Here is a 17,549-nt window from a genome sequence, read left to right as displayed (position 1 = left end):
GGGCGGCGCGGCCCCGGCGGGCGAGCGCCCCCTTCAATGATGGCTGAGCGCGTTCGATAACAGCTTGGCCGTGATGTCGACGATGGGGATCACGCGCTCGTAAGCCATGCGCGTCGGCCCGATCACCCCCAAGGTCCCGACGATCTTGCCGTTGACCTCGTATGGCGCCGTAACGACGCTCATCTCGTCCATCGGCACCAGGTTCGATTCGCCGCCGATAAAAATCTGCACCCCCGTCGCCTTGCTCGACACGTCCAGCAATTGCATCAGCCCCGTCTTTTGCTCGAACATGTCGAACATTTGCCGCAGCGAACTCATATTCGACGACAAATCGCTGACGCTGAGCAGATTGCGCTCGCCGGCGATGATCATGTCGTCCGAATGGTCGGCCATCGCCTCGCTGCCGGCCTCGACGGCCGCCTGCATCAAGCGCCCCATATCGTCGCGCAACTGGCGCAGCTCGCCCTGCAGGCGGATGCGCACGTCGTCGAAGGACAGGCCGCCGTAATGCTGGTTGATGTAATTGGCCGACTGCACCAGTTGCGCCGGCGTGTAGTCGGCCTCCGTCAGCAGCATGCGGTTTTGCACGTCGCCCGTCGGGCCGACGATGACGAGCAGGATGCGCTTTTCCGACAGGCGCAGGAACTCGATCTGCTGGAACACGGACTCGCGCCGCGGGCTGAGCACGACGCCGGCGAACTGCGACAGCGAGGACAGCATCTGCGCCGCGTTGGCGATCATTTTCTGCGGCTGCTGGAACTGCAGGCGCATGCCCGCCTCGACCGAATGCTCGTCGATGTGCTGCACCGTCAGCAGCGTGTCGACGAAGATGCGGTAGCCGCGCGGCGTCGGGATGCGCCCGGCCGAGGTGTGCGGGCTGGCCACATAGCCGAGCTCCTCCAGGTCGGCCATGATGTTGCGGATGGTCGCCGGCGACAGCTCTAGGCCGGAAATTTTCGACAGCGCCCGCGAACCGACCGGCTGGCCGTCGGCGATGTAGCGCTCGATCAAGGCTTTGAGCAGGGTTTGGGCACGGATATCGAGTGGCATAAGTCTCTTCTCGGCAGACGCGGGCTGCGTTTACTCAGTGTGAAACGCCATTATGCACGCTGGCAGGCGCGCCGGCGCATCATTCTTCGGCGTGGCCGTCGAGCCAGCGCAGAAGATCGTCAAATGAGGCGCAAATGGCGTCCGGGCGGATGCCGGCCGCCACGTGCTCGCTGCTGGCGCGGCGGTTCATCCACAGCGCGCGCATGCCGGCGTTTTGCGCCCCCGCCACGTCCAGCCGCAAATCGTCGCCGACATACACGGCCTCGGCCGGCGCCACGCCCAGCGCCGCGCAGGCGGCCGTGAAGATGGCCGGGTCCGGCTTGGCGCGGCCGAACTCCCTGGCCGCCAGCGACACCGTGAAATGCCCGGCCATGCCGATCACGTCGAGGTCGGCGACGCCATTCGAGATCGAGCCGAGCAAGACCCGGCCGCGCAGCCGCGCCAGGCCCGGCAACACGTCCGCATACGGCGTGACGGCATTGCGGGCGGCCTGGAACAGCGCCATCGCCGGCTCGACCTTGGCGACGTCCTCGCCGGCCGCCTCGAAGGCGGCCAGCAGGCCGATGCGGCGCAGCTCGCCCAGGTCGACGAGCAACTGCGGCCGCTCTTCCAGCAGCGCCAGGCGACGCTGGCGCAGCGCGTCGATCGAGAACTGCCGGGCCACGCCGGGCGCGTGCTGCCCCAGCCAGTCGTGCAATAGCAACTCAGCGCGGGCGATGACGGGGCCGATCGGCCACAGGGTGTCGTCGAGGTCGAACAGGATGGCTTTCGGGGGGATCGGGGGCATAAACGGCAGAATGGGTTCGCAACAGATGGCGGTATTGTCGCATTTATCCGCGCGGCGGACAGCGGCCCCCCGCCGCCTTTGCGCTGGCGCCGCGCCGCAAAGGCGCTTCAAGCAAAAAATTGTTACAGGGAGATACAAGAGACAGGGCAACAATGTTGCTGGATAGACTAAAATGGCTGCCGAAAACCTTGAACCACGCGGCGCCGGCATCCGAGTTGCGCTTTGACCTTATTCGTTTTTTGGAGAAAGTATGAAAAGTTTGTATCTGCGCACGATCGTCGCCCTGGCCTGCGTCGCCGGTTTGGCCGCGTGCGGCGGCAAAGGCAATGGCAACGTGGTCCTCGGCGGCAGTGTCGTCGGCCTGAAAAAAGACGGCCTCGTGCTGATGAACGGCAGCGCCACGGCGCCGGTGCCCAAAGGCGCCAGCGGCTTCACCTTTACCCAATTGATCGGCTCCGACACGCAGTACGACGTGAGGGTCAAGACGGACCCGCAAGCGGCCCATTGCACCGTACAGGGCGGCAGCGGCAAGTCGTCGAACTACAATGTCAATAACATCGTGGTGACCTGCGTCACCGAACACCACCCGCTGGGCGGCGAGGTTAGCGGCCTGGACGCGACGGAGAGCCTGACCATCCTGAAAGCGCCCGAAACGCTGGCGATTACGAAAAACGGCCCGTTCACGCTCAAGGATGTCGATGACGGCGACGCCTACGCGGTGAGCCTGCTGCCCGCCTCCATTCCCGCCGCCAAAAAATGCGAAGTGACGAACGGCGGCGGCGTGATGGGCAAAGATCCCATCAACAACGTGAAGGTCGTCTGCGTGCCGAAGCCGGTCTAGGCCGCCTCCCCGCTTTCGGCGCGGCCCGCGGGCCGCGCCCTCCCCATCTTATTCCCTGGAGACTTACATGAAGTTATCTTACCTGCGCGCCAGCGCCATCCTGGCCGCCACCCTGGGCCTCGCCGCCTGCGGCGGCAAGCAATCCTTCGACGTCAGCGGCGTGATCATCGGCCTCACTCAGGACGGCCTGAAGCTGTCGAACAATGGCGAAATACTCGAACCGAAAAAAGGCGCCACCAGCTTCACCTTCTCGCAGCGCGCCGACTACGGCCAAAACTATGACATCCGTATCGAGAAGTCGGCACAGCACATGCAATGCGGCATTTCGGGCAATACCGGCTCGGCCGGACATTACACCTCCATTTCCGCCGTGGTCAGCTGCATCCTGAATAGCAACTCCCTCAGCGGCACCGTGGAGGGCCTGCCGCCCGGCCAGATCATCCGCCTCGCCAACGGCACCGTCGGCACCGTCGACGTGACGGGCGGCGCGGACGCCAGCAAGTTGACCCCGTTCGCCTTCGCGGCGCCGGTCTACTATGACGCGCCGTACAACGTTCAGGTTGTGCCTATCCCGCCTATCGTGCCGCCGCCGGCGACAGCCAAGCCGCTGACGGTCAATTGCACCGTGAGCGCCGCCAGCGGCGCCGGCATCATGCCGGACGGACCTGTCAAGACGCTGGAAGTGAAGTGCACGCCGAAATAAAGGCGCGGGGAGAGATATTCAAATATCGAATGATTGGTATTTGAAATATAAATTGGAGTTATATGCGGCGATGCAGCATACTGCATCTGTCTCCTCCAACTCTTCCAAGAATTGGATTTAGCCCGCTTTCACCAGCGGGCTTTTTTTTGCCCGAAAATTGCCTGGCAGAGCGCGCTTGAACGGCAAACTCGCCCCTCAAGCTTACCCGCCCGGCAACGCTCAGACCGGCGGCTGCAGCAGGTTGGCCAGCGCCACGTACTGGGCCAGGCCCACCGTCTCCGGGCGCAGCGTCGGATCGATGCCGGCCGCGGCGATCTGCGCTTCCGTGAACATGCCGGCCAGGCAGTTGCGGATCACTTTGCGGCGCTGCGAGAACGCCTTCATGACGACCGCTTCCAGCGTCGCCTGGTCGCAGGCCAGGCGCTGCGCCACCGGCACCATGCGCACGATCGCCGACTCGACCTTGGGCGGCGGGTCGAAGGCCGTCGGCGGCACGATGAACAGCAAGCTCATGTCGTAGCGCCACTGCAGCATCACCGACAAGCGCCCGTAGGCCTTGCTACCCGGCTCGGCCACCATGCGCTCGACGACTTCCTTTTGCAGCATAAAGTGCTGGTCCTGCACCTGCGCGGCGAAGTCGGCCAGGTGGAACAGCAGCGGGCTGGAGATGTTGTACGGCAGATTGCCGACGACGCGCAGCTTCTTGCCCTCGGCCACGGGCAGCGCGCCGAAGTCGAATTGCAGCGCGTCGCCGGCGTGTATCGTCAGCTTGGCCGGGTTGAAGGTCTTTTCCAGGCGCGCGACGAGGTCGCGGTCGAGTTCGACGACGTGCATTTTGTCGAGCCGCTTGAGCAGCTGCTCCGTCATCGCGCCCAGGCCGGGGCCGATTTCGACGAGGCTGTCGTCGGGCTGGGGCGCGATGGCGGCCGTGATGTCGTCGAGCACGTATTTATCGTGCAGGAAATTCTGGCCGAAGCGCTTGCGGGCAATGTGTTTCATGATGGTCTTCTGTTGGTGGGACGCGGCAAATCAGCCGGCGCCGTTGTTGCGGGACGCGCGCACCATGTGCACGGCCGTGTCGATGGCCGCCTCCATGCTGCCGCAGTCGGCCAGGCCCAGCCCTTGCGCGGCCAGGTCCAACGCCGTGCCGTGGTCGACCGAGGTGCGGATCAGCGGCAGGCCCAGCGTGATGTTGACGCCGTGCCCGAAGGTCGCGTACTTCAGCACCGGCAAGCCCTGGTCGTGGTACATGGCCAGCACGCAGTCGGCCTCGCAAAGGTATTTCGGCTGGAACAGGGTATCGGCCGGATACGGGCCGCGGGCGTCGATGCCGCGCGCCCGCGCCGCCGCGATGGCCGGCGCGATCGTGTCGATTTCCTCGCGCCCCAGGTAGCCGCCCTCGCCCGCGTGCGGGTTCAGGCCGGCCACGAGGATGCGCGGCGCGGCGATGCCGAATTTGCGCCGCAGGTCGGCGTCGATGATGTCCAGCGTCGTCGCCAGGCCGGCCGGCGTGATGGCCGCCGCCACCCCGGCCAGCGGCAGGTGGGTGGTGGCCAGCGCCACGCGCAGCGGCGCGGCGCCGCCGCCCGGTTCGCCGGCCAGCATCATCACGACCTGGGCCGTGTTGGTTTGCCCGGCCAGGTATTCCGTGTGGCCGGAAAAGGCCACGCCGGCGTCGTTGATGGTGCTTTTTTGCAGCGGCGCCGTGACGATGGCGTCGAAGCGGCCGGCCGCGACGCCCTCGACGGCGGCGTCCAGCGTGGCCAGCACGGCCCGGCCGTTTTCCTTGTCGAGCACGCCGGGCACGACGTGCGCGGCCAGCGGCACGTCGACGACGGCCAGGCGGCCCGGGCCGAAGTGCGGCAGGCCGCCGTGGCGCAGCGCCTGCAGCGACAGCGCCGCCAATTGCATGGCGGGATCGATCAGGCTGGCCGTCAGCGCCAGGAAGGCGGCGTCGCCCAGCAGCACGCAGTTGACGCGCTGGCGCAGCGCCCAGGCGGCGCGCAGGGCGATTTCCGGGCCGATGCCGGCCGGCTCGCCGACGGTGACGGCGATGACGGGACGCGCCGCGGCGCGCCCCGGAACGCTCCGGGCGCTGGTGGGCTCGCTCATGGGCTTACTTGTCGTCGCCGCGCATTTCCACGTAGGCGCGGTCGCGCACCTGGCGCTGCCAATCCTCGGTGGCGTCGACGAGCTTGCGCTCGCGCAGCGCGTTGCGGGCGGCGGCGCGCTGTTTTTCCTTCGACACGTCGTCGCTCTTGCGCTCCAGCACCTCGATCAGGTGGATGCCGAAGCTCGTTTCGACGGGGTTGCTGACCTGGCCCGGCTGCAAGCCATCCATAACCGCCTCGAACTCCGGCAGGGCGTCGCCCGGGTACAACCAGCCCAGCTCGCCACCCTTGGCGGCCGTGCTGTCCGTCGAGAACAGCCGCGCCAGCTCCTCGAACTTGGCGGTCTTGTTGTCGAGGCGCTCCTTCAACTCGGCCAGCTTGCGCTTGGCGTCGGCGGCCGACATCGTCGGCGTCACCGCGATCAGGATGTGCCGCGCGCGCGTCTGCTGCACGGCCGCGGTGGCCTGGGCCTCGGCGGCGCTGCGCTTGTCGACCAGCTTCAGGATGTGGAAGGCACCGGCGCTCTTGATGATGGGGGTGACCTGGCCCGGCTTCAGCTTGCCCAGTTGCTCGGCGAACAGCGGCGGCAGCCGCTCGGGGCTGCGCCAGCCGATCTCGCCGCCCTTCAGCGCGTCGGCCGCGTCCGAATACGTGCCGGCCATCTTGGCGAAGTCCGCGCCGGTGCGCAACTGGCGCATCACCTCCTCGGCGCGGGCTTTGCGGGCGCCGATCTGCTCGGGCGTCGCGTTGTCGGGGATGCGCACCATGATTTGCGCCAGGTTCAGCTCGACCTGCTCGCGCGCGGCGGCCTGCTCGGCGGCCATGAAGCTGTCCACCTCGGCCTCGGAAATCTGCAGCTTGGCGTCGACCTCGTGCTCGCGCAGGCGCTGCATGATGATCTCGTCGCGGATATCTTCGCGGAAGGCGGCGAAGGTGGTGCCCTCTTTTTCCATCTGGTTGCGCAAGTCCTGCACGGTGAGCTTTTGCTGCTCGGCGATGCGGCCGATGGCGCGGTCCAGCGTGGCGTCGTCGACGCGCACGCCCATCTCCTTGGCCAGTTGCATCTGCGCGCGCTCGACGATCATGCGTTCGAGCAGTTGGCGGCGCAAGTCGGCCGGCTCGGGCAGGGCCACGTTCTGCGCCTTCATGCGCCGCTCCACGGATTCGATGCGGGCCGCCAGTTCGTTGCGCGTGATGACGTCGTCGTTGACGACGACGAGGATGGAATCGATCGCGTTGGCGCCGGCCGGGACGAAGCCCTTGGCCGCCGCCGGGGCCGCCTTGGCGTCCTGCGCCCAGACACTGGTGGCCGTGGCGCCGGACAGGGCGCACAGCAAAACCGCTGCAATTTTGAGTTGGTGCATACTGGCATTCCGCATAATGTGTAGAGCGCTCATGAGTTCAGGTGGATAAAAAAACCGCCGCCGCCGGCCAGCTGTCAGAGCCTGGCCGGCGGCGCAAGTTCCGGTGTTAGCGGGTGGCCGGACTGAGCCTTTGGTAACCGGGGATCTTCGTCGACAAGACCTCCAGTGCGTTGCTGCCGAAGCCCAGGTTGCTCGACAGGCCGATCAGTTCGAGCTGGAAGAAAATCGGCGTCGACACGCTCTTCGCGGTCGTCACGAAGCGCTGCGCGCCCATGCGGAAGACCCAGCAGTCGCGCTTGTATTCGAGGCCGACCAGGCTTTCGATGATACGCTTGTCGAGCACCGAGTAGTTGATACGGCCCACGCCATACCAGCGCGACGACAGCGGCCACTGGGCCGACACCTCGGTGTTCTTGAAGCTGCCGCGGTAGTTGCGCTGGCCGACGTTGAGCACCTTCTTCGGCCCCGGCTGCCACTGCAGGCTGTAGTTCCCGCTGATCATGCGGCGGTCGCTGGCATTGTACTGCAGCGCGCTGTCGAAGCCCCAGGTTTCCGAGATGCGCCCGGCGGCCGCCAGCAGCATGTCGGAACGGCTCGGCGTGTTCGGCGAGGTCGCGCCCAGTTGCACCTTTTGTTCGGTCAGATAATAGCGCTGGCCGAAGGTCAGGCGCAAGCGCTCGGCGCCGCTCGGTTCGAGGAAGCGCGAGGTCAGCGCCGCCGTCACCTGCTTGGTGTCGCCGATGCGGTCGGCGCCGACGAAGCGGTTTTCGCTGAACAACTGGGCCAGCGTGAAACCGGCGTCGGCCGTGTCGAACAGGGGCAAGCCGCTCTGCTCGCGGTACGGCGTGTAGACGAAGAACAGGCGCGGCTCCAGCGTCTGCGTGACGGCGCGGCCGAACAGCTTGGCGTCGCGTTCGAACACCAGGCCGCTGTCGACGGAAACGGTGGGCACGGCGCGCGTCGGCGCGCGGTCCTTGAACTGGCTGTTGCTGACGACGTTGTCGTCGAGCTGGTAGGCGCTGGCGTGCAACATCAGCTTGGGCGTGATGAAGTAGCCGGGGCGGATGAAGGGGTAGCTCAGCTGCGGCACGACGACGGCGCGGTTGCCGCGCACCTGGTCGGGGTGCCAGAAGCGCGTCAGCTCGGCGTCGACGGCCCAGTCGAAGCCGCCGACATCGAAGCGGCCCACGTGCAGGTTCAGCGACGGCAGGCGGTCATACGGGCGCGGCACGAACAGCGTCGGGTCTTGCAGCACCTGGTAGTTCTGCGCGCGCGCCGTCAAATTCCAGTATTCGCCGCGGTATTCGCTGTAAATCTCGCGCAGCAGCTGCCGCTCGGCGCTGCTGGCGACGGTCTTCGAGAAGTCGCTCGGATAGTCGTCGTCGGAGGCGGTGCGCACATTCCAGCCGTAGCTCAGGCCCGGCGCCAGCGCCTGCAGGTGCGACGAGGTCAGCGCGTAGCGGTCGCCCTTGTACAGGCGGTCGCGCGGCAGGTATTCGATCAGCGTCTCGCCGGCGTAGCTGCCGGCCGCCGTCTCGCCGATGTAGCGGCCGTTGGCGCCCAGTTGCAGGCCGCGCCGCTGGATATAGCGCGGGTACAGCGTCAGATCGCGGTTCGGCGCGATGTTGACATAATAGGGCATCGTCAGGTCCAGGCCGTTCTTCGAGGCGAAACCCACCGTCGGCGCCAGCCAGCCGGAGCGGCGCGCGCCCGACAGCGAGAACGAGATCGCCGGCGTGCCCAGGATGGGCACGTTCTTGAAGTAGACGATGGTCTTGCCGCCGGTGCCGACGTCGCGCCCGGTGTCCAGGTTCAGGGTGCTCGACTTCAGATACCAGTCCGGGTTCTCGCCCTCGCAGGTGCTGTAGGTGCCGTCGACGACGACGGCTTCCTCCGGATTGATGAAGTCGACGCGCTCAGCCTTGCCCTGGCCGTTGCTGGTGGCGATCTTATAGGTCGGCTTGAGGACGAAGCCGCGGCCCGTCTCCATGTTCAGCTTGAGCAAATCGCCCGTGTAGTAGTCGCCGAAGCGCCACAGCCGCACCTTGCCGCTGGCGTCGACCTCGTCCTCGACCATCTTGTAGCAGGCCGTGTCGGCGTTCAGCTTGGTCTGGTCGCGCGTGACCACGGCTTCGCGTTGCAGCGTCAGCTCGCGCTCCGGGCGGCCTTCGATGTGTTCGGCGCGCAAAACCGTCGGCGCGTTCTTGTCGTCGACGCGTGGCGGGCGCTTCTGCGCGAAGGCGTGGCCAGGCACGGCGGCCAGCGCGGCGGCCAGGGCGCTCAGGGCGAAAGCCCGGCGCTGCGACGAGGGGGGGGCTGTAAACCAGCTCATGAATTGAAGGGTTGAAACACCATGGCAGGCGCTTTTTTGATTTGAATCCCTTATTATATGGGAATCTTCACCTTCCCCCAGATTCCACAGGTCGCTTTATGTCCATCACCCCCACTTTATCCGCCGCGCCGGCCACCGCCGACGCCCGTCTGACCCTATTGCAAGCCTGGCTGAGCGATTTGAACCTGGTGCTGCCGGCGTCGGCGCGCCCCGCTTCGAGCGACGCCAGCTTCCGCCGCTACTTCCGCGTCGACGCCCTGCCGGCCACCCGGGCGGCGCACGGCGCCACGCTGATTGTCATGGACGCGCCGCCCGAGCGCGAGAACGTCGCCGCCTTCGTCAAGGTGGCCGCGCTGCTGGCCGAGGCCGGCGTGTCCGTGCCCGCCATCGTCGCGCAAGACCTGGAACGGGGCTTTCTGCTGCTGTCCGACCTGGGCACGCGCACCTACCTGCAGGTGCTCGACCACGACAACGCCGCCGTGCTGTACGCCGAGGCGCTGGAGGCGCTCGTCAAGATCCAGCAGCGCAGCCAGCCCGGCGTGCTGCCCGAGTTCGACCGCGCCTTCGTGCTGCGCGAAATGAATCTGTTCCCCGAATGGTACATCGGCCGCCATCTGGGCGCGACGCTGACGCCGGCCCAGCAGACCCAGCTCGACGCCGTGTTCGAGGCGATCAGCGCCAACGTGCTGGCCCAGCAGCAGGTCTTCATGCACCGCGACTACCATTCGCGCAACCTGATGTGGATGGACGAGGGCAACCCCGGCATCCTCGACTTCCAGGACGCCGTCTACGGCCCCGTCACCTACGACCTGGCCTCGCTGCTGCGCGACGCCTATATCCAGTGGGACGAGGAAATGGTGCTCGACTGGGTGATCCGCTACTGGCAGCGGGCCAAGAAGGCCGGCCTGCCGGTGAATCCGGACATCGACGCGTTCTACCGCGACTTCGAGTTCATGGCCCTGCAGCGCCACCTGAAAATCCTCGGCCTGTTCACCCGCCTGAACTACCGCGACGGCAAGGCCACCTTCATGGGCGACCTGCCGATCGTGCTCGACTACGTGCGCAAGACCGCCAACCGCTACAAGGAGCTGAAGCCGCTGGTGCGCCTGCTCGACGCGCTGGAGAACAAGGCGCCGGAAGTCGGCTACACCTTCTAAGACGCTGCGCGCGCGCCGCCCGCCGGCCGCGCCGCCCCCCCACACCCACATTACGAGCCCCCCATGAAAGCCATGATTTTCGCCGCCGGACGCGGCGAGCGGATGCGTCCCCTCACCGACACCTGCCCCAAACCGCTGCTGAAGGTGCGCGGCCGCCCGCTGATCGTCTGGCACGTGCTGAACCTGGTGCGCGCCGGCATCACCGACATCATCGTCAACCACGCCCACCTGGGCGGGCTGATCGAACAGACGCTGGGCGACGGCAGCCAGTTCGGCGCGGCGATACGCTATTCGCCCGAAGCGCAGGCGCTGGAGACGGCCGGCGCCATCGCCCAGGCCCGCCACCTGCTCGGCGAGGAACCCTTCCTGGCCGTCTCGGCCGACATCTACATCCCCTACTTCGACTTCGCCCAGGTCAAGGACGTGCTGGCCGACAAGGACGTGCTGGGCAATCCCTACCCGGCCGAGCAGCGCGACATCGCCTGGTTGTACCTGGTCGACAATCCGCCCTACCACCCGGACGGCGACTTCGGCCTGACCCTGTACGCGCTGAACAACGACGGCGCGCCGCGCTGGACCTTCGGCAACATCGGCGTCTACCGCCCGGAAATGTTCGACGGCATCGCCGCCGGCAGCCACGCCAAGCTGGGCCCGCTGATCCGCCAGTACGCCGAACTGGGCCGCGTCGGCGGCGAAGTCTACGCGGGCGCCTGGGCCAACGTCGGCACGGCCGCCGACCTGGCCGCGCTGAACGGCGGGACGGCGCCATGACGGCCCACGCGGCCCGCCGCGCCGCCCTGCTGGCCCAGATGGCGCCGGGCGGCGTGGCGGTGCTCGCGACGGCGCCCGAAGTCACGCGCAATAGCGACTGCGACTACCCCTACCGCCACGACAGCTATTTCTACTACCTGAGCGGCTTCGGCGAACCCGAGAGCGTGCTGGTGCTGGTGGCCGGCGGCGCGCGCGGGCCGGCCCGCAGCATCCTGTTCTGCCGCGAGAAAAACAGCGAGCGGAAAATCTGGGACGGCTTCCGCCACGGCCCCGACGCCGCCCGCCTCGCTTGCGGCGTCGACGCCGCCTTCGCCATCGACGAGCTGGACGCGCAGATGGGCAAGCTGCTGGCCGACGCGCCGGCCCTGTATTACGCGCACGGCGGCAGCGCCGAGCTGGACGCCCGCGTCAAGCTGTGGCTGGGCGACGTCAAGCGCCAGGCGCGCAGCGGCGTCACCGCCCCGGCCGTCGTGCACAACGTCCTCGGCCTGCTCGACGAAATGCGCCTGTTCAAGGACGACGGCGAACAGGCCACCATGCGGCGCGCCTGCGCCATCTCCGGCCAGGCGCACGCGCGGGCCATGCGCGCGACCCGTCCCGGCATGCGCGAATACGCGATCGAGGCGGAACTGCTCTACGAATTCCGCCGCAACGGCGCGCAGTTTCCCGCCTACAGCCCGATCGTCGCGGCCGGCGCCAACGCCTGCGTGCTGCACTACCACGCCAACAACGCCCTCGTGCGCGACGGCGAGCTGGTGCTGATCGACGCCGGTTGCGAGCTGGACGGCTACGCCGCCGACATCACCCGCACCTATCCGGCCAACGGCCGCTTCAGCGCGCCGCAGCGGCAGTTGTACGAGCTGGTGCTGGCGGCGCAGGCGGCGGCCCTGGACGCCGTGCGGCCGGGCCAGCGCTACCAGGCCATCCACGCCGCCGCGCTGGCCGTGCTGGCCCAGGGCATGCTCGACCTGGGCCTGCTCGACAGGGACAAGGCCGGCAACGCCGACGACGTCATCGCCAACCAGAGCTATCTGCAGTTCTACATGCACGGCACCGGCCACTGGCTGGGCATGGACGTGCACGACGTCGGCGCCTACCGCGAAACGGCGCGCGAGGGCAAGCCGTGGCGGCCGCTGCAGCCGGGCATGACGCTGACCGTCGAACCCGGCCTCTACGTGCGCCCGGCCGCCGGCGTGCCCGAGGCATTCTGGCACACCGGCATCCGCATCGAGGACGACGTCCTCGTCACGGCCGACGGCCACGCCGTGCTGAGCGGGGAGGCGCCGAAAAGCGTCGCCGCCATCGAACAACTGATGCAAGAAAACGCATGAACACCATAGACAATCTCGACATCGCCATCTGCGGCGCCGGCCCGGTCGGCATGGCGCTGGCCGCCCTGCTGGTGCAGCAGGGCGCCGCGCCGCAGCGCGTCGGCCTGCTCGACGCCAAAACGCTGGCGCAGGCCAGCGACGACCCGCGCTCGATCGCGCTGTCGCACGGCAGCCGCCAGATCCTCGAACGCATCGGCGCCTGGCCGATCGCCGCCACCGGCATCGAACAAATCCACGTCTCGCGCCGCGGCCGCTTCGGCCGCAGCCTGATCGACCGCGCCGAGCACGGCGTCGAAGCGCTCGGCTACGTCGCCTGCTACGGCGCCGTCGTCACGGCGCTGGGCGCCGTCTGCGCCCAGCTGGGCGTGGCCACGCTGCGCCCGGCCCTGGTGCGCGGCGCCGCCGAGGACGGCGACGCCGTCACGCTGACGCTAGACGAGGGCGCGGCCGGCCCGCGGGCGCTGCGCGCAGCGCTGGTGGTGCAGGCCGAAGGCGGCCTGTTCGGCGACCAGCAGGAGCGCGCCGTGCGCCGCGACTACCGGCAAAGCGCGATCATCGCCCAGATCCAGGTCAGCGCGATGCAAGCGCGGCGCGCCTTCGAGCGCTTCACCGACGACGGCCCGCTGGCGCTGCTGCCGCAGGGCGACAGCTACGCCCTGGTCTGGTGCGTGCCGCCGGCGCGCGCCGCGCAACTGCTGGCGCTCGACGACGCCGCCTTCCTGGCCCAGCTCGGACTGGCCTTCGGCGGCCGGCTGGGGCGCTTCACGGCGACCTCGGCGCGCTTCGCCTACCCGCTCGGCCTGAACGCCGGCCCGGCCGCCAGCGCCCGCTCGGTGGCCATCGGCAACGCCGCGCAAACCCTGCACCCGGTCGCCGGCCAGGGCATGAACCTGGGGCTGCGCGACGCCGCCGTGCTGGCGCGCCTGCTGGCGCGCGACGCCAGCCCGGCCGCGCTGGCGCAGTTCGCCGCGCAGCGCCAGCCCGACCGCGACCTGACCGTGCGCCTGACCGACACGATGGCGCGCGCCTTCACGGGCGGCGGCCCGCTGCAGACGCTGCTGGGCGCCTCGCTGGGCCTGATCGACGCCGTCGGCCCGGCGCGCAGGCTGCTGGCCGAGCTGATGATGTACGGCCGCCGCTGACGGGGCCGGCGCCGCCCCGGACTAGGGCGAAATGCTGTCGAGCTCGCGCTCCATGCGCGCCGCCACATCCACCAGCAGATTGCTGACGCGGACGAAAAACGCCGCGTTGATGTGCGCGTAGGTGTCGCTGGGCGCGTGGTAGTCGGCGTGGTCGGCGACGCCGAAATACAGGAAGGGGATGCCGGCCTCGTTAAACGGCGCATGGTCCGAGCTATCGTTCCAGCTCTCCACCAGGCCGGCCGCCAGCAGCGGCCGGTCGTGCCCGAGCAGCACCCGCACGCTGCTGCGCGCGGCCGCCTGCGCCAGCAGCGGTTTCAGGGCCGGCCACGGATAGGTGCCGGCGACGAAGATCTCGTTGCTGTCGTTGTGCGCCAACATGTCCAGGTTCAGGTTGGCGCGCAGCTGCGCGCGCGGCACCGGCGGCGCCGCCACGAAGGCGCGCGCGCCCTGCAAACCCAGTTCCTCGGCGTCGAAGGCGGCGAACAGCACGGAATGGCGCGGCGGGTGGGCCTTGAAATAGCTGGCGATGGCCAGCATCGCCGCGACGCCGGAGGCGTTGTCGTCGGCGCCAGGATACAGCTTGCCGCCGCGCACGCCGAGGTGGTCGTAATGGGCCGACACCACCAGATAGCGCTGCGGCGCGGCGCTGCCGCGGATGTAGCCGACGATGTTGGCGGCGTCGGCATACGCGGTGCGGTAGGGCCGCCCCGGCGTGAACAGATTGGCCACGCTGCGCGTGCTGAAGGCGAACGGCTGCAGGTAGTCGGCGCCGAACGGCAGCAGGCCGATGGCGCCGAAGCGCTCGCGCAGATAGGCGCGCGCCCGGTGGCTGCCGGCCGTGCCGGTGCGGCGCCCCTCGAAGGCGTCCGAGGCCAGCGTGCGCACGTCGTCGAGCAGCACGCTCCGTTCGACCGGCCCGCCGGCATCGCGGGCGGCGCCCGGCAGCGGGCGCGCCATGCGCGCCTCCTCCGCCGACTGCGCCAGCGCCAGGTACAGGGCCGACGCGCCCGCCGCCAGGATCATGCTCAAGAGGATTTTCTTCATGCTCGCCCGGCGCCGTCAAAACGCGTCAGCATAGCGCATCGCGGCGCGGCAGTGAAAAGAAAGCGTCGGCCGAACGAGCACTCAATCGTTTCCGGTGAGACAATGCAAGATACCTGATAACTGGCGCACGCTCCATGACAGACGCTCTGCCCGCAATTCTCCTCTCCCGTTTGCTCGACGACTCGATGGACGCCGTCATTATCATCGACGATCATTGCCACATCCGCTACCTGAACGGCGCCATGCAAAAACTCAGCGGCTACGGCGGCGGCGAACTGCTGGGGCAGGACCTGGACGGCCTGCTGCCCGACTCGCTGGGCGCCCACCACACGGCCTACGTCAACGGCTACATCGAGGCGAACCGCGTCTCCAGCGTGCTGGGCAAGGTGCGCACCTTCGCCATCCGCCACCGCGACGGCCACCTGATCCCCATCGAAATGAAGTCGATCGACCTGGGCCATATCGGCGGGCGGCGCTATTTCGGCGCCTTCATGCTCGACGTGCGGGCCCAGCGCGCCATGGAAGAGAAGAACGCCAGCCTGCTGGCCCAGCTCGAACAGCAAGCCATGTGCGACGCGCTGACGGGGCTGCCGAACCGGCGCGCCTTCGAGGCGGCGGCGGCGCAGGCGCAGGCGCGCATCGCCCGCAGCAGCGCGCCGCTGACGGTGGGCGTGGCCGACATCGACCATTTCAAGAGCATCAACGACCAATACGGCCACGCGGCCGGCGACGCCGTGCTGCGCGCCGTCTCGCAGGCGATCCGCGAGGCGGGCCGGCTGACCGACATGGCGGCCCGCCTGGGCGGCGAGGAATTCGGCCTGCTATTCCCCGACGCCACGCTGGAGCAGGCCGTGCAGATCGCCCAGCGCGTGCGCCGCGCCGTCGCCGCCACCCGCACCACGGCGCCGGACGGCACGCCGCTGGCGGTGACGATCAGCATCGGCCTGGCGAAGCTGGCGCCCGGCGGCAGCTTCGACGGCGCGCTGTCGGACGCCGACAAGGCCCTGTACCGGGCCAAGCATGGCGGCCGCGACCGCGTCGCCACGGCGCCGCTGCCGCATGAAGCCAAGGCGGCGCCGCTGGCTACCCCCTAGTCGACCGCCTTGACCATGTCCTCGATGACCTTCTTGGCGTCGCCGAAGACCATCATGGTCTTGTCCATGTAGAACAGCTCGTTGTCCAGGCCCGCGTAGCCGGCCGCCATCGAGCGCTTGTTGACGATGACGGTCTTGGCCTTGTACGCCTCCAGAATGGGCATGCCGGCGATCGACGATTTCGGGTCTTTCGCGGCGGGGTTGACGACGTCGTTGGCGCCCAGCACCAGCACCACGTCGACCTGGCCGAACTCGCTGTTGATGTCCTCCATCTCGAACACCTGGTCGTAGGGCACCTCGGCCTCGGCCAGCAGCACGTTCATATGCCCGGGCATGCGCCCGGCCACCGGGTGGATCGCGTACTTGACGATGACGCCCTTGTGGCCCAGCTTCTCGACCAGCTCCTTGAGCGCGTGCTGGGCGCGCGCCACGGCCAGGCCATAGCCGGGCACGATGATGACGGTTTCCGCGTTGCCCATCAGGAAGGCGGCGTCGTCGGCGGAGCCCGATTTGACGGGGCGCTGCTCGGCCGCGCCGCCGCTGGCCGCGGCCGCCGTATCGCCGCCGAAGCCGCCCAGCAGCACGTTGAAGAAGGAGCGGTTCATCGCCTTGCACATGATGTAGGACAGGATCGCGCCGGACGAGCCGACCAGCGAGCCGGCGATGATCAGCATCGAGTTGTTCAGCGAAAAGCCGATGCCGGCCGCGGCCCAGCCGGAATAGCTGTTGAGCATGGAGACGACGACCGGCATGTCGGCGCCGCCGATGGGGATGATGATCAGCACGCCCAGCGCGAAGGCGATCGCCGCCATCACGAGGAAGGGCGCCCAGGCCGGCGCCGCGCCCGGCGTGAAGCAGAACACCAGGCCGAAGCCGAGCATCGCCAGCGCCAGCGCCAGGTTCAGCATGTGCTGGCCCTGGAAGCTGACGGGCGCGCCCTGGAACAGGCGGAACTTGTACTTGCCCGACAGCTTGCCGAAGGCGATCACGGAGCCGGAGAAGGTGATGGCGCCGACGAAGGTGCCGATGAACAGCTCGAAGCGGTTGCCGATCGGCAGCGCCTCGCCGTGCCGGGCGATGTTGAAGGCCCATGGTTCGGACACGGCGGCGACGGCGATGCAGACGGCCGCCAGGCCGATCAGCGAGTGCATCGCCGCCACCAGTTCCGGCATTTTCGTCATTTCGACGGTTTTCGCCAGGTAGGCGCCGATGCCGCCGCCAACCACGATGCCGAGGATGACGAGGCCGAAGCCGATGCCCTGGCCGGCGCTTTGCAGCGACTGCAGCTTGAAGATCAGCGCCACCGTCGTCAGCGCCGCGATGGCCATGCCGGACATGCCGAAGGCGTTGCCGCGGCGCGCCGTGGCCGGCGAGGACAAGCCCTTCAGGGCCTGGATGAAGCACACCGAGGCGATCAGGTAGAGCATCGTCACGGTGTTCATGGTGATGAAGTTCATGCCGCCTCCCCCTGCTGCTTGGCCTGCGGCGCGGCGAGCGCCTTGGGCGCCTTCTTCTTGAACATTTCCAGCATGCGCTGGGTGACGAGGAAGCCGCCGAACACGTTGACGGCGGCCAGCGCCACGGCGAGCGTGCCGGCGATCTGCCCGACCGCCCCCTCGGTGAGGCCGGCGGCCAGCATGGCGCCGACGATGATGATGGCCGAGATGGCGTTGGTGACGGCCATCAGCGGCGTGTGCAGCGCCGGCGTGACGGTCCAGACGACGTGGTAGCCGACGTAAATCGCCAGCACGAAGATGATGAGGTTGGTGATGGTATGACTGACCTGCATGAATTCATTTGCGTCCATAATGCCTTCCTTTTA

16 protein-coding genes are annotated in these 17,549 nt (G+C 68.2%); 7 read left to right on the top strand and 9 right to left on the bottom strand.

Features of this window, described 5'->3' with window-relative positions; translation table 11 throughout:
* Positions 1–33 precede the first annotated feature (33 nt).
* On the bottom strand, positions 34–1,050 hold the full coding sequence (hrcA, locus tag OIK44_RS18060) for a heat-inducible transcriptional repressor HrcA (RefSeq protein WP_273672690.1): 1,017 nt from the start codon (positions 1,048–1,050) through the stop codon (positions 34–36).
* A 79-nt stretch (positions 1,051–1,129) separates the two neighbouring features.
* On the bottom strand, positions 1,130–1,837 hold the full coding sequence (locus OIK44_RS18055) for an HAD family hydrolase (RefSeq protein ID WP_273672689.1): 708 nt from the start codon (positions 1,835–1,837) through the stop codon (positions 1,130–1,132).
* A gap of 250 nt (positions 1,838–2,087) precedes the next feature.
* On the opposite strand from OIK44_RS18055, the gene OIK44_RS18050 reads away from it, so the two are divergent.
* Together OIK44_RS18050 and OIK44_RS18045 are read left to right on the top strand one after the other, a co-directional pair.
* The gene (locus OIK44_RS18050) at positions 2,088–2,678 is read left to right on the top strand and encodes a hypothetical protein (protein ID WP_273672687.1); all 591 of its coding nucleotides are present in this window, start codon (positions 2,088–2,090) and stop codon (positions 2,676–2,678) included.
* Positions 2,679–2,745: 67 nt separating this feature from the next.
* Positions 2,746–3,381 (top strand): hypothetical protein, encoded by a 636-nt coding sequence (locus tag OIK44_RS18045; RefSeq protein WP_273672686.1) that lies wholly within the window; start codon positions 2,746–2,748, stop codon positions 3,379–3,381.
* A gap of 219 nt (positions 3,382–3,600) precedes the next feature.
* Here OIK44_RS18045 and rsmA read toward each other — a convergent pair whose 3' ends face one another.
* The 4 genes from rsmA to OIK44_RS18025 all read right to left on the bottom strand — a co-directional run bounded on the left by rsmA (position 3,601) and on the right by OIK44_RS18025 (position 9,188).
* Complete coding sequence (gene rsmA / locus OIK44_RS18040) at positions 3,601–4,380, bottom strand: 16S rRNA (adenine(1518)-N(6)/adenine(1519)-N(6))-dimethyltransferase RsmA (RefSeq protein WP_273672684.1); 780 nt, start codon at positions 4,378–4,380, stop codon at positions 3,601–3,603.
* Between the two features lie 30 nt (positions 4,381–4,410).
* Positions 4,411–5,493, bottom strand: coding sequence for a 4-hydroxythreonine-4-phosphate dehydrogenase PdxA (pdxA, locus tag OIK44_RS18035; RefSeq protein ID WP_273672683.1), 1,083 nt, complete (start codon positions 5,491–5,493; stop codon positions 4,411–4,413).
* Positions 5,494–5,497: 4 nt separating this feature from the next.
* Positions 5,498–6,856 (bottom strand): peptidylprolyl isomerase, encoded by a 1,359-nt coding sequence (locus OIK44_RS18030; RefSeq protein ID WP_273672680.1) that lies wholly within the window; start codon positions 6,854–6,856, stop codon positions 5,498–5,500.
* 106 nt (positions 6,857–6,962) lie between these two features.
* Positions 6,963–9,188, bottom strand: a complete 2,226-nt coding sequence (locus OIK44_RS18025) for an LPS-assembly protein LptD (protein WP_273672677.1) — start codon at positions 9,186–9,188, stop codon at positions 6,963–6,965.
* 98 nt (positions 9,189–9,286) lie between these two features.
* On the opposite strand from OIK44_RS18025, the gene OIK44_RS18020 reads away from it, so the two are divergent.
* The 4 genes from OIK44_RS18020 (at position 9,287) to OIK44_RS18005 (ending at position 13,589) form a co-directional block, all read left to right on the top strand.
* On the top strand, positions 9,287–10,345 hold the full coding sequence (locus tag OIK44_RS18020) for an aminoglycoside phosphotransferase family protein (RefSeq protein WP_273672675.1): 1,059 nt from the start codon (positions 9,287–9,289) through the stop codon (positions 10,343–10,345).
* A gap of 63 nt (positions 10,346–10,408) precedes the next feature.
* A complete protein-coding gene (murU, locus tag OIK44_RS18015; protein WP_273672673.1) occupies positions 10,409–11,116 on the top strand; it encodes an N-acetylmuramate alpha-1-phosphate uridylyltransferase MurU in 708 nt (235 codons plus the stop codon).
* Positions 11,113–12,447, top strand: a complete 1,335-nt coding sequence (locus tag OIK44_RS18010; protein ID WP_273672670.1) for an aminopeptidase P N-terminal domain-containing protein — start codon at positions 11,113–11,115, stop codon at positions 12,445–12,447. The genes murU and OIK44_RS18010 overlap by 4 nt, the downstream gene beginning before the upstream one ends.
* The gene (locus OIK44_RS18005; protein ID WP_273672668.1) at positions 12,444–13,589 is read left to right on the top strand and encodes an FAD-dependent monooxygenase; all 1,146 of its coding nucleotides are present in this window, start codon (positions 12,444–12,446) and stop codon (positions 13,587–13,589) included. The genes OIK44_RS18010 and OIK44_RS18005 overlap by 4 nt, the downstream gene beginning before the upstream one ends.
* Positions 13,590–13,610: 21 nt before the next feature.
* Here the strand turns inward: OIK44_RS18005 and OIK44_RS18000 are convergent, their stop codons facing one another.
* Positions 13,611–14,633 carry a M20/M25/M40 family metallo-hydrolase gene (locus tag OIK44_RS18000; protein WP_273672666.1) on the bottom strand — a complete coding sequence of 341 codons (1,023 nt, stop codon included), beginning with the start codon at positions 14,631–14,633 and terminating at the stop codon, positions 13,611–13,613.
* Between the two features lie 134 nt (positions 14,634–14,767).
* On the opposite strand from OIK44_RS18000, the gene OIK44_RS17995 reads away from it, so the two are divergent.
* Complete coding sequence (locus OIK44_RS17995) at positions 14,768–15,727, top strand: GGDEF domain-containing protein (protein ID WP_273672664.1); 960 nt, start codon at positions 14,768–14,770, stop codon at positions 15,725–15,727.
* Here OIK44_RS17995 and OIK44_RS17990 read toward each other — a convergent pair.
* Together OIK44_RS17990 and OIK44_RS17985 are read right to left on the bottom strand one after the other, a co-directional pair.
* Positions 15,724–17,184 (bottom strand): NAD(P)(+) transhydrogenase (Re/Si-specific) subunit beta, encoded by a 1,461-nt coding sequence (locus OIK44_RS17990; protein ID WP_273672663.1) that lies wholly within the window; start codon positions 17,182–17,184, stop codon positions 15,724–15,726. The two genes, OIK44_RS17995 and OIK44_RS17990, sit on opposite strands and share 4 nt — an antisense overlap.
* Positions 17,181–17,516 carry an NAD(P) transhydrogenase subunit alpha part 2 gene (locus OIK44_RS17985; protein WP_273672987.1) on the bottom strand — a complete coding sequence of 112 codons (336 nt, stop codon included), beginning with the start codon at positions 17,514–17,516 and terminating at the stop codon, positions 17,181–17,183. Before OIK44_RS17985 ends, OIK44_RS17990 begins: the two co-directional genes overlap by 4 nt.
* Between the last annotated feature and the right edge of the window lie 33 nt (positions 17,517–17,549).

The sequence above is a fragment of the Janthinobacterium fluminis genome, assembly GCF_028595325.1.
In the GTDB taxonomy this organism is placed as follows: Bacteria; Pseudomonadota; Gammaproteobacteria; order Burkholderiales; family Burkholderiaceae_D; genus Janthinobacterium; species Janthinobacterium fluminis.
Note: the sequence above shows the minus strand (reverse complement) of the source record. Positions and strands in the feature narration are given on the sequence as shown.

What these genes read in the sequence shown, in the direction of transcription:
- rsmA (WP_273672684.1), bottom strand. Translation starts at nt 4,380, where the DNA reads ATGAAACACATTGCCCGCAAGCGCTTCGGCCAGAATTTCCTGCACGAT.
- pdxA (WP_273672683.1), bottom strand. Translation starts at nt 5,493, where the DNA reads ATGAGCGAGCCCACCAGCGCCCGGAGCGTTCCGGGGCGCGCCGCGGCG.
- OIK44_RS18055 (WP_273672689.1), bottom strand. Translation starts at nt 1,837, where the DNA reads ATGCCCCCGATCCCCCCGAAAGCCATCCTGTTCGACCTCGACGACACC.
- OIK44_RS18050 (WP_273672687.1), top strand. Translation starts at nt 2,088, where the DNA reads ATGAAAAGTTTGTATCTGCGCACGATCGTCGCCCTGGCCTGCGTCGCC.
- OIK44_RS18005 (WP_273672668.1), top strand. Translation starts at nt 12,444, where the DNA reads ATGAACACCATAGACAATCTCGACATCGCCATCTGCGGCGCCGGCCCG.
- OIK44_RS18045 (WP_273672686.1), top strand. Translation starts at nt 2,746, where the DNA reads ATGAAGTTATCTTACCTGCGCGCCAGCGCCATCCTGGCCGCCACCCTG.
- OIK44_RS18000 (WP_273672666.1), bottom strand. Translation starts at nt 14,633, where the DNA reads ATGAAGAAAATCCTCTTGAGCATGATCCTGGCGGCGGGCGCGTCGGCC.
- OIK44_RS18020 (WP_273672675.1), top strand. Translation starts at nt 9,287, where the DNA reads ATGTCCATCACCCCCACTTTATCCGCCGCGCCGGCCACCGCCGACGCC.
- hrcA (WP_273672690.1), bottom strand. Translation starts at nt 1,050, where the DNA reads ATGCCACTCGATATCCGTGCCCAAACCCTGCTCAAAGCCTTGATCGAG.
- OIK44_RS17985 (WP_273672987.1), bottom strand. Translation starts at nt 17,516, where the DNA reads ATGCAGGTCAGTCATACCATCACCAACCTCATCATCTTCGTGCTGGCG.
- OIK44_RS18010 (WP_273672670.1), top strand. Translation starts at nt 11,113, where the DNA reads ATGACGGCCCACGCGGCCCGCCGCGCCGCCCTGCTGGCCCAGATGGCG.
- OIK44_RS17990 (WP_273672663.1), bottom strand. Translation starts at nt 17,184, where the DNA reads ATGAACTTCATCACCATGAACACCGTGACGATGCTCTACCTGATCGCC.
- OIK44_RS18030 (WP_273672680.1), bottom strand. Translation starts at nt 6,856, where the DNA reads ATGCACCAACTCAAAATTGCAGCGGTTTTGCTGTGCGCCCTGTCCGGC.
- murU (WP_273672673.1), top strand. Translation starts at nt 10,409, where the DNA reads ATGAAAGCCATGATTTTCGCCGCCGGACGCGGCGAGCGGATGCGTCCC.
- OIK44_RS17995 (WP_273672664.1), top strand. Translation starts at nt 14,768, where the DNA reads ATGACAGACGCTCTGCCCGCAATTCTCCTCTCCCGTTTGCTCGACGAC.
- OIK44_RS18025 (WP_273672677.1), bottom strand. Translation starts at nt 9,188, where the DNA reads ATGAGCTGGTTTACAGCCCCCCCCTCGTCGCAGCGCCGGGCTTTCGCC.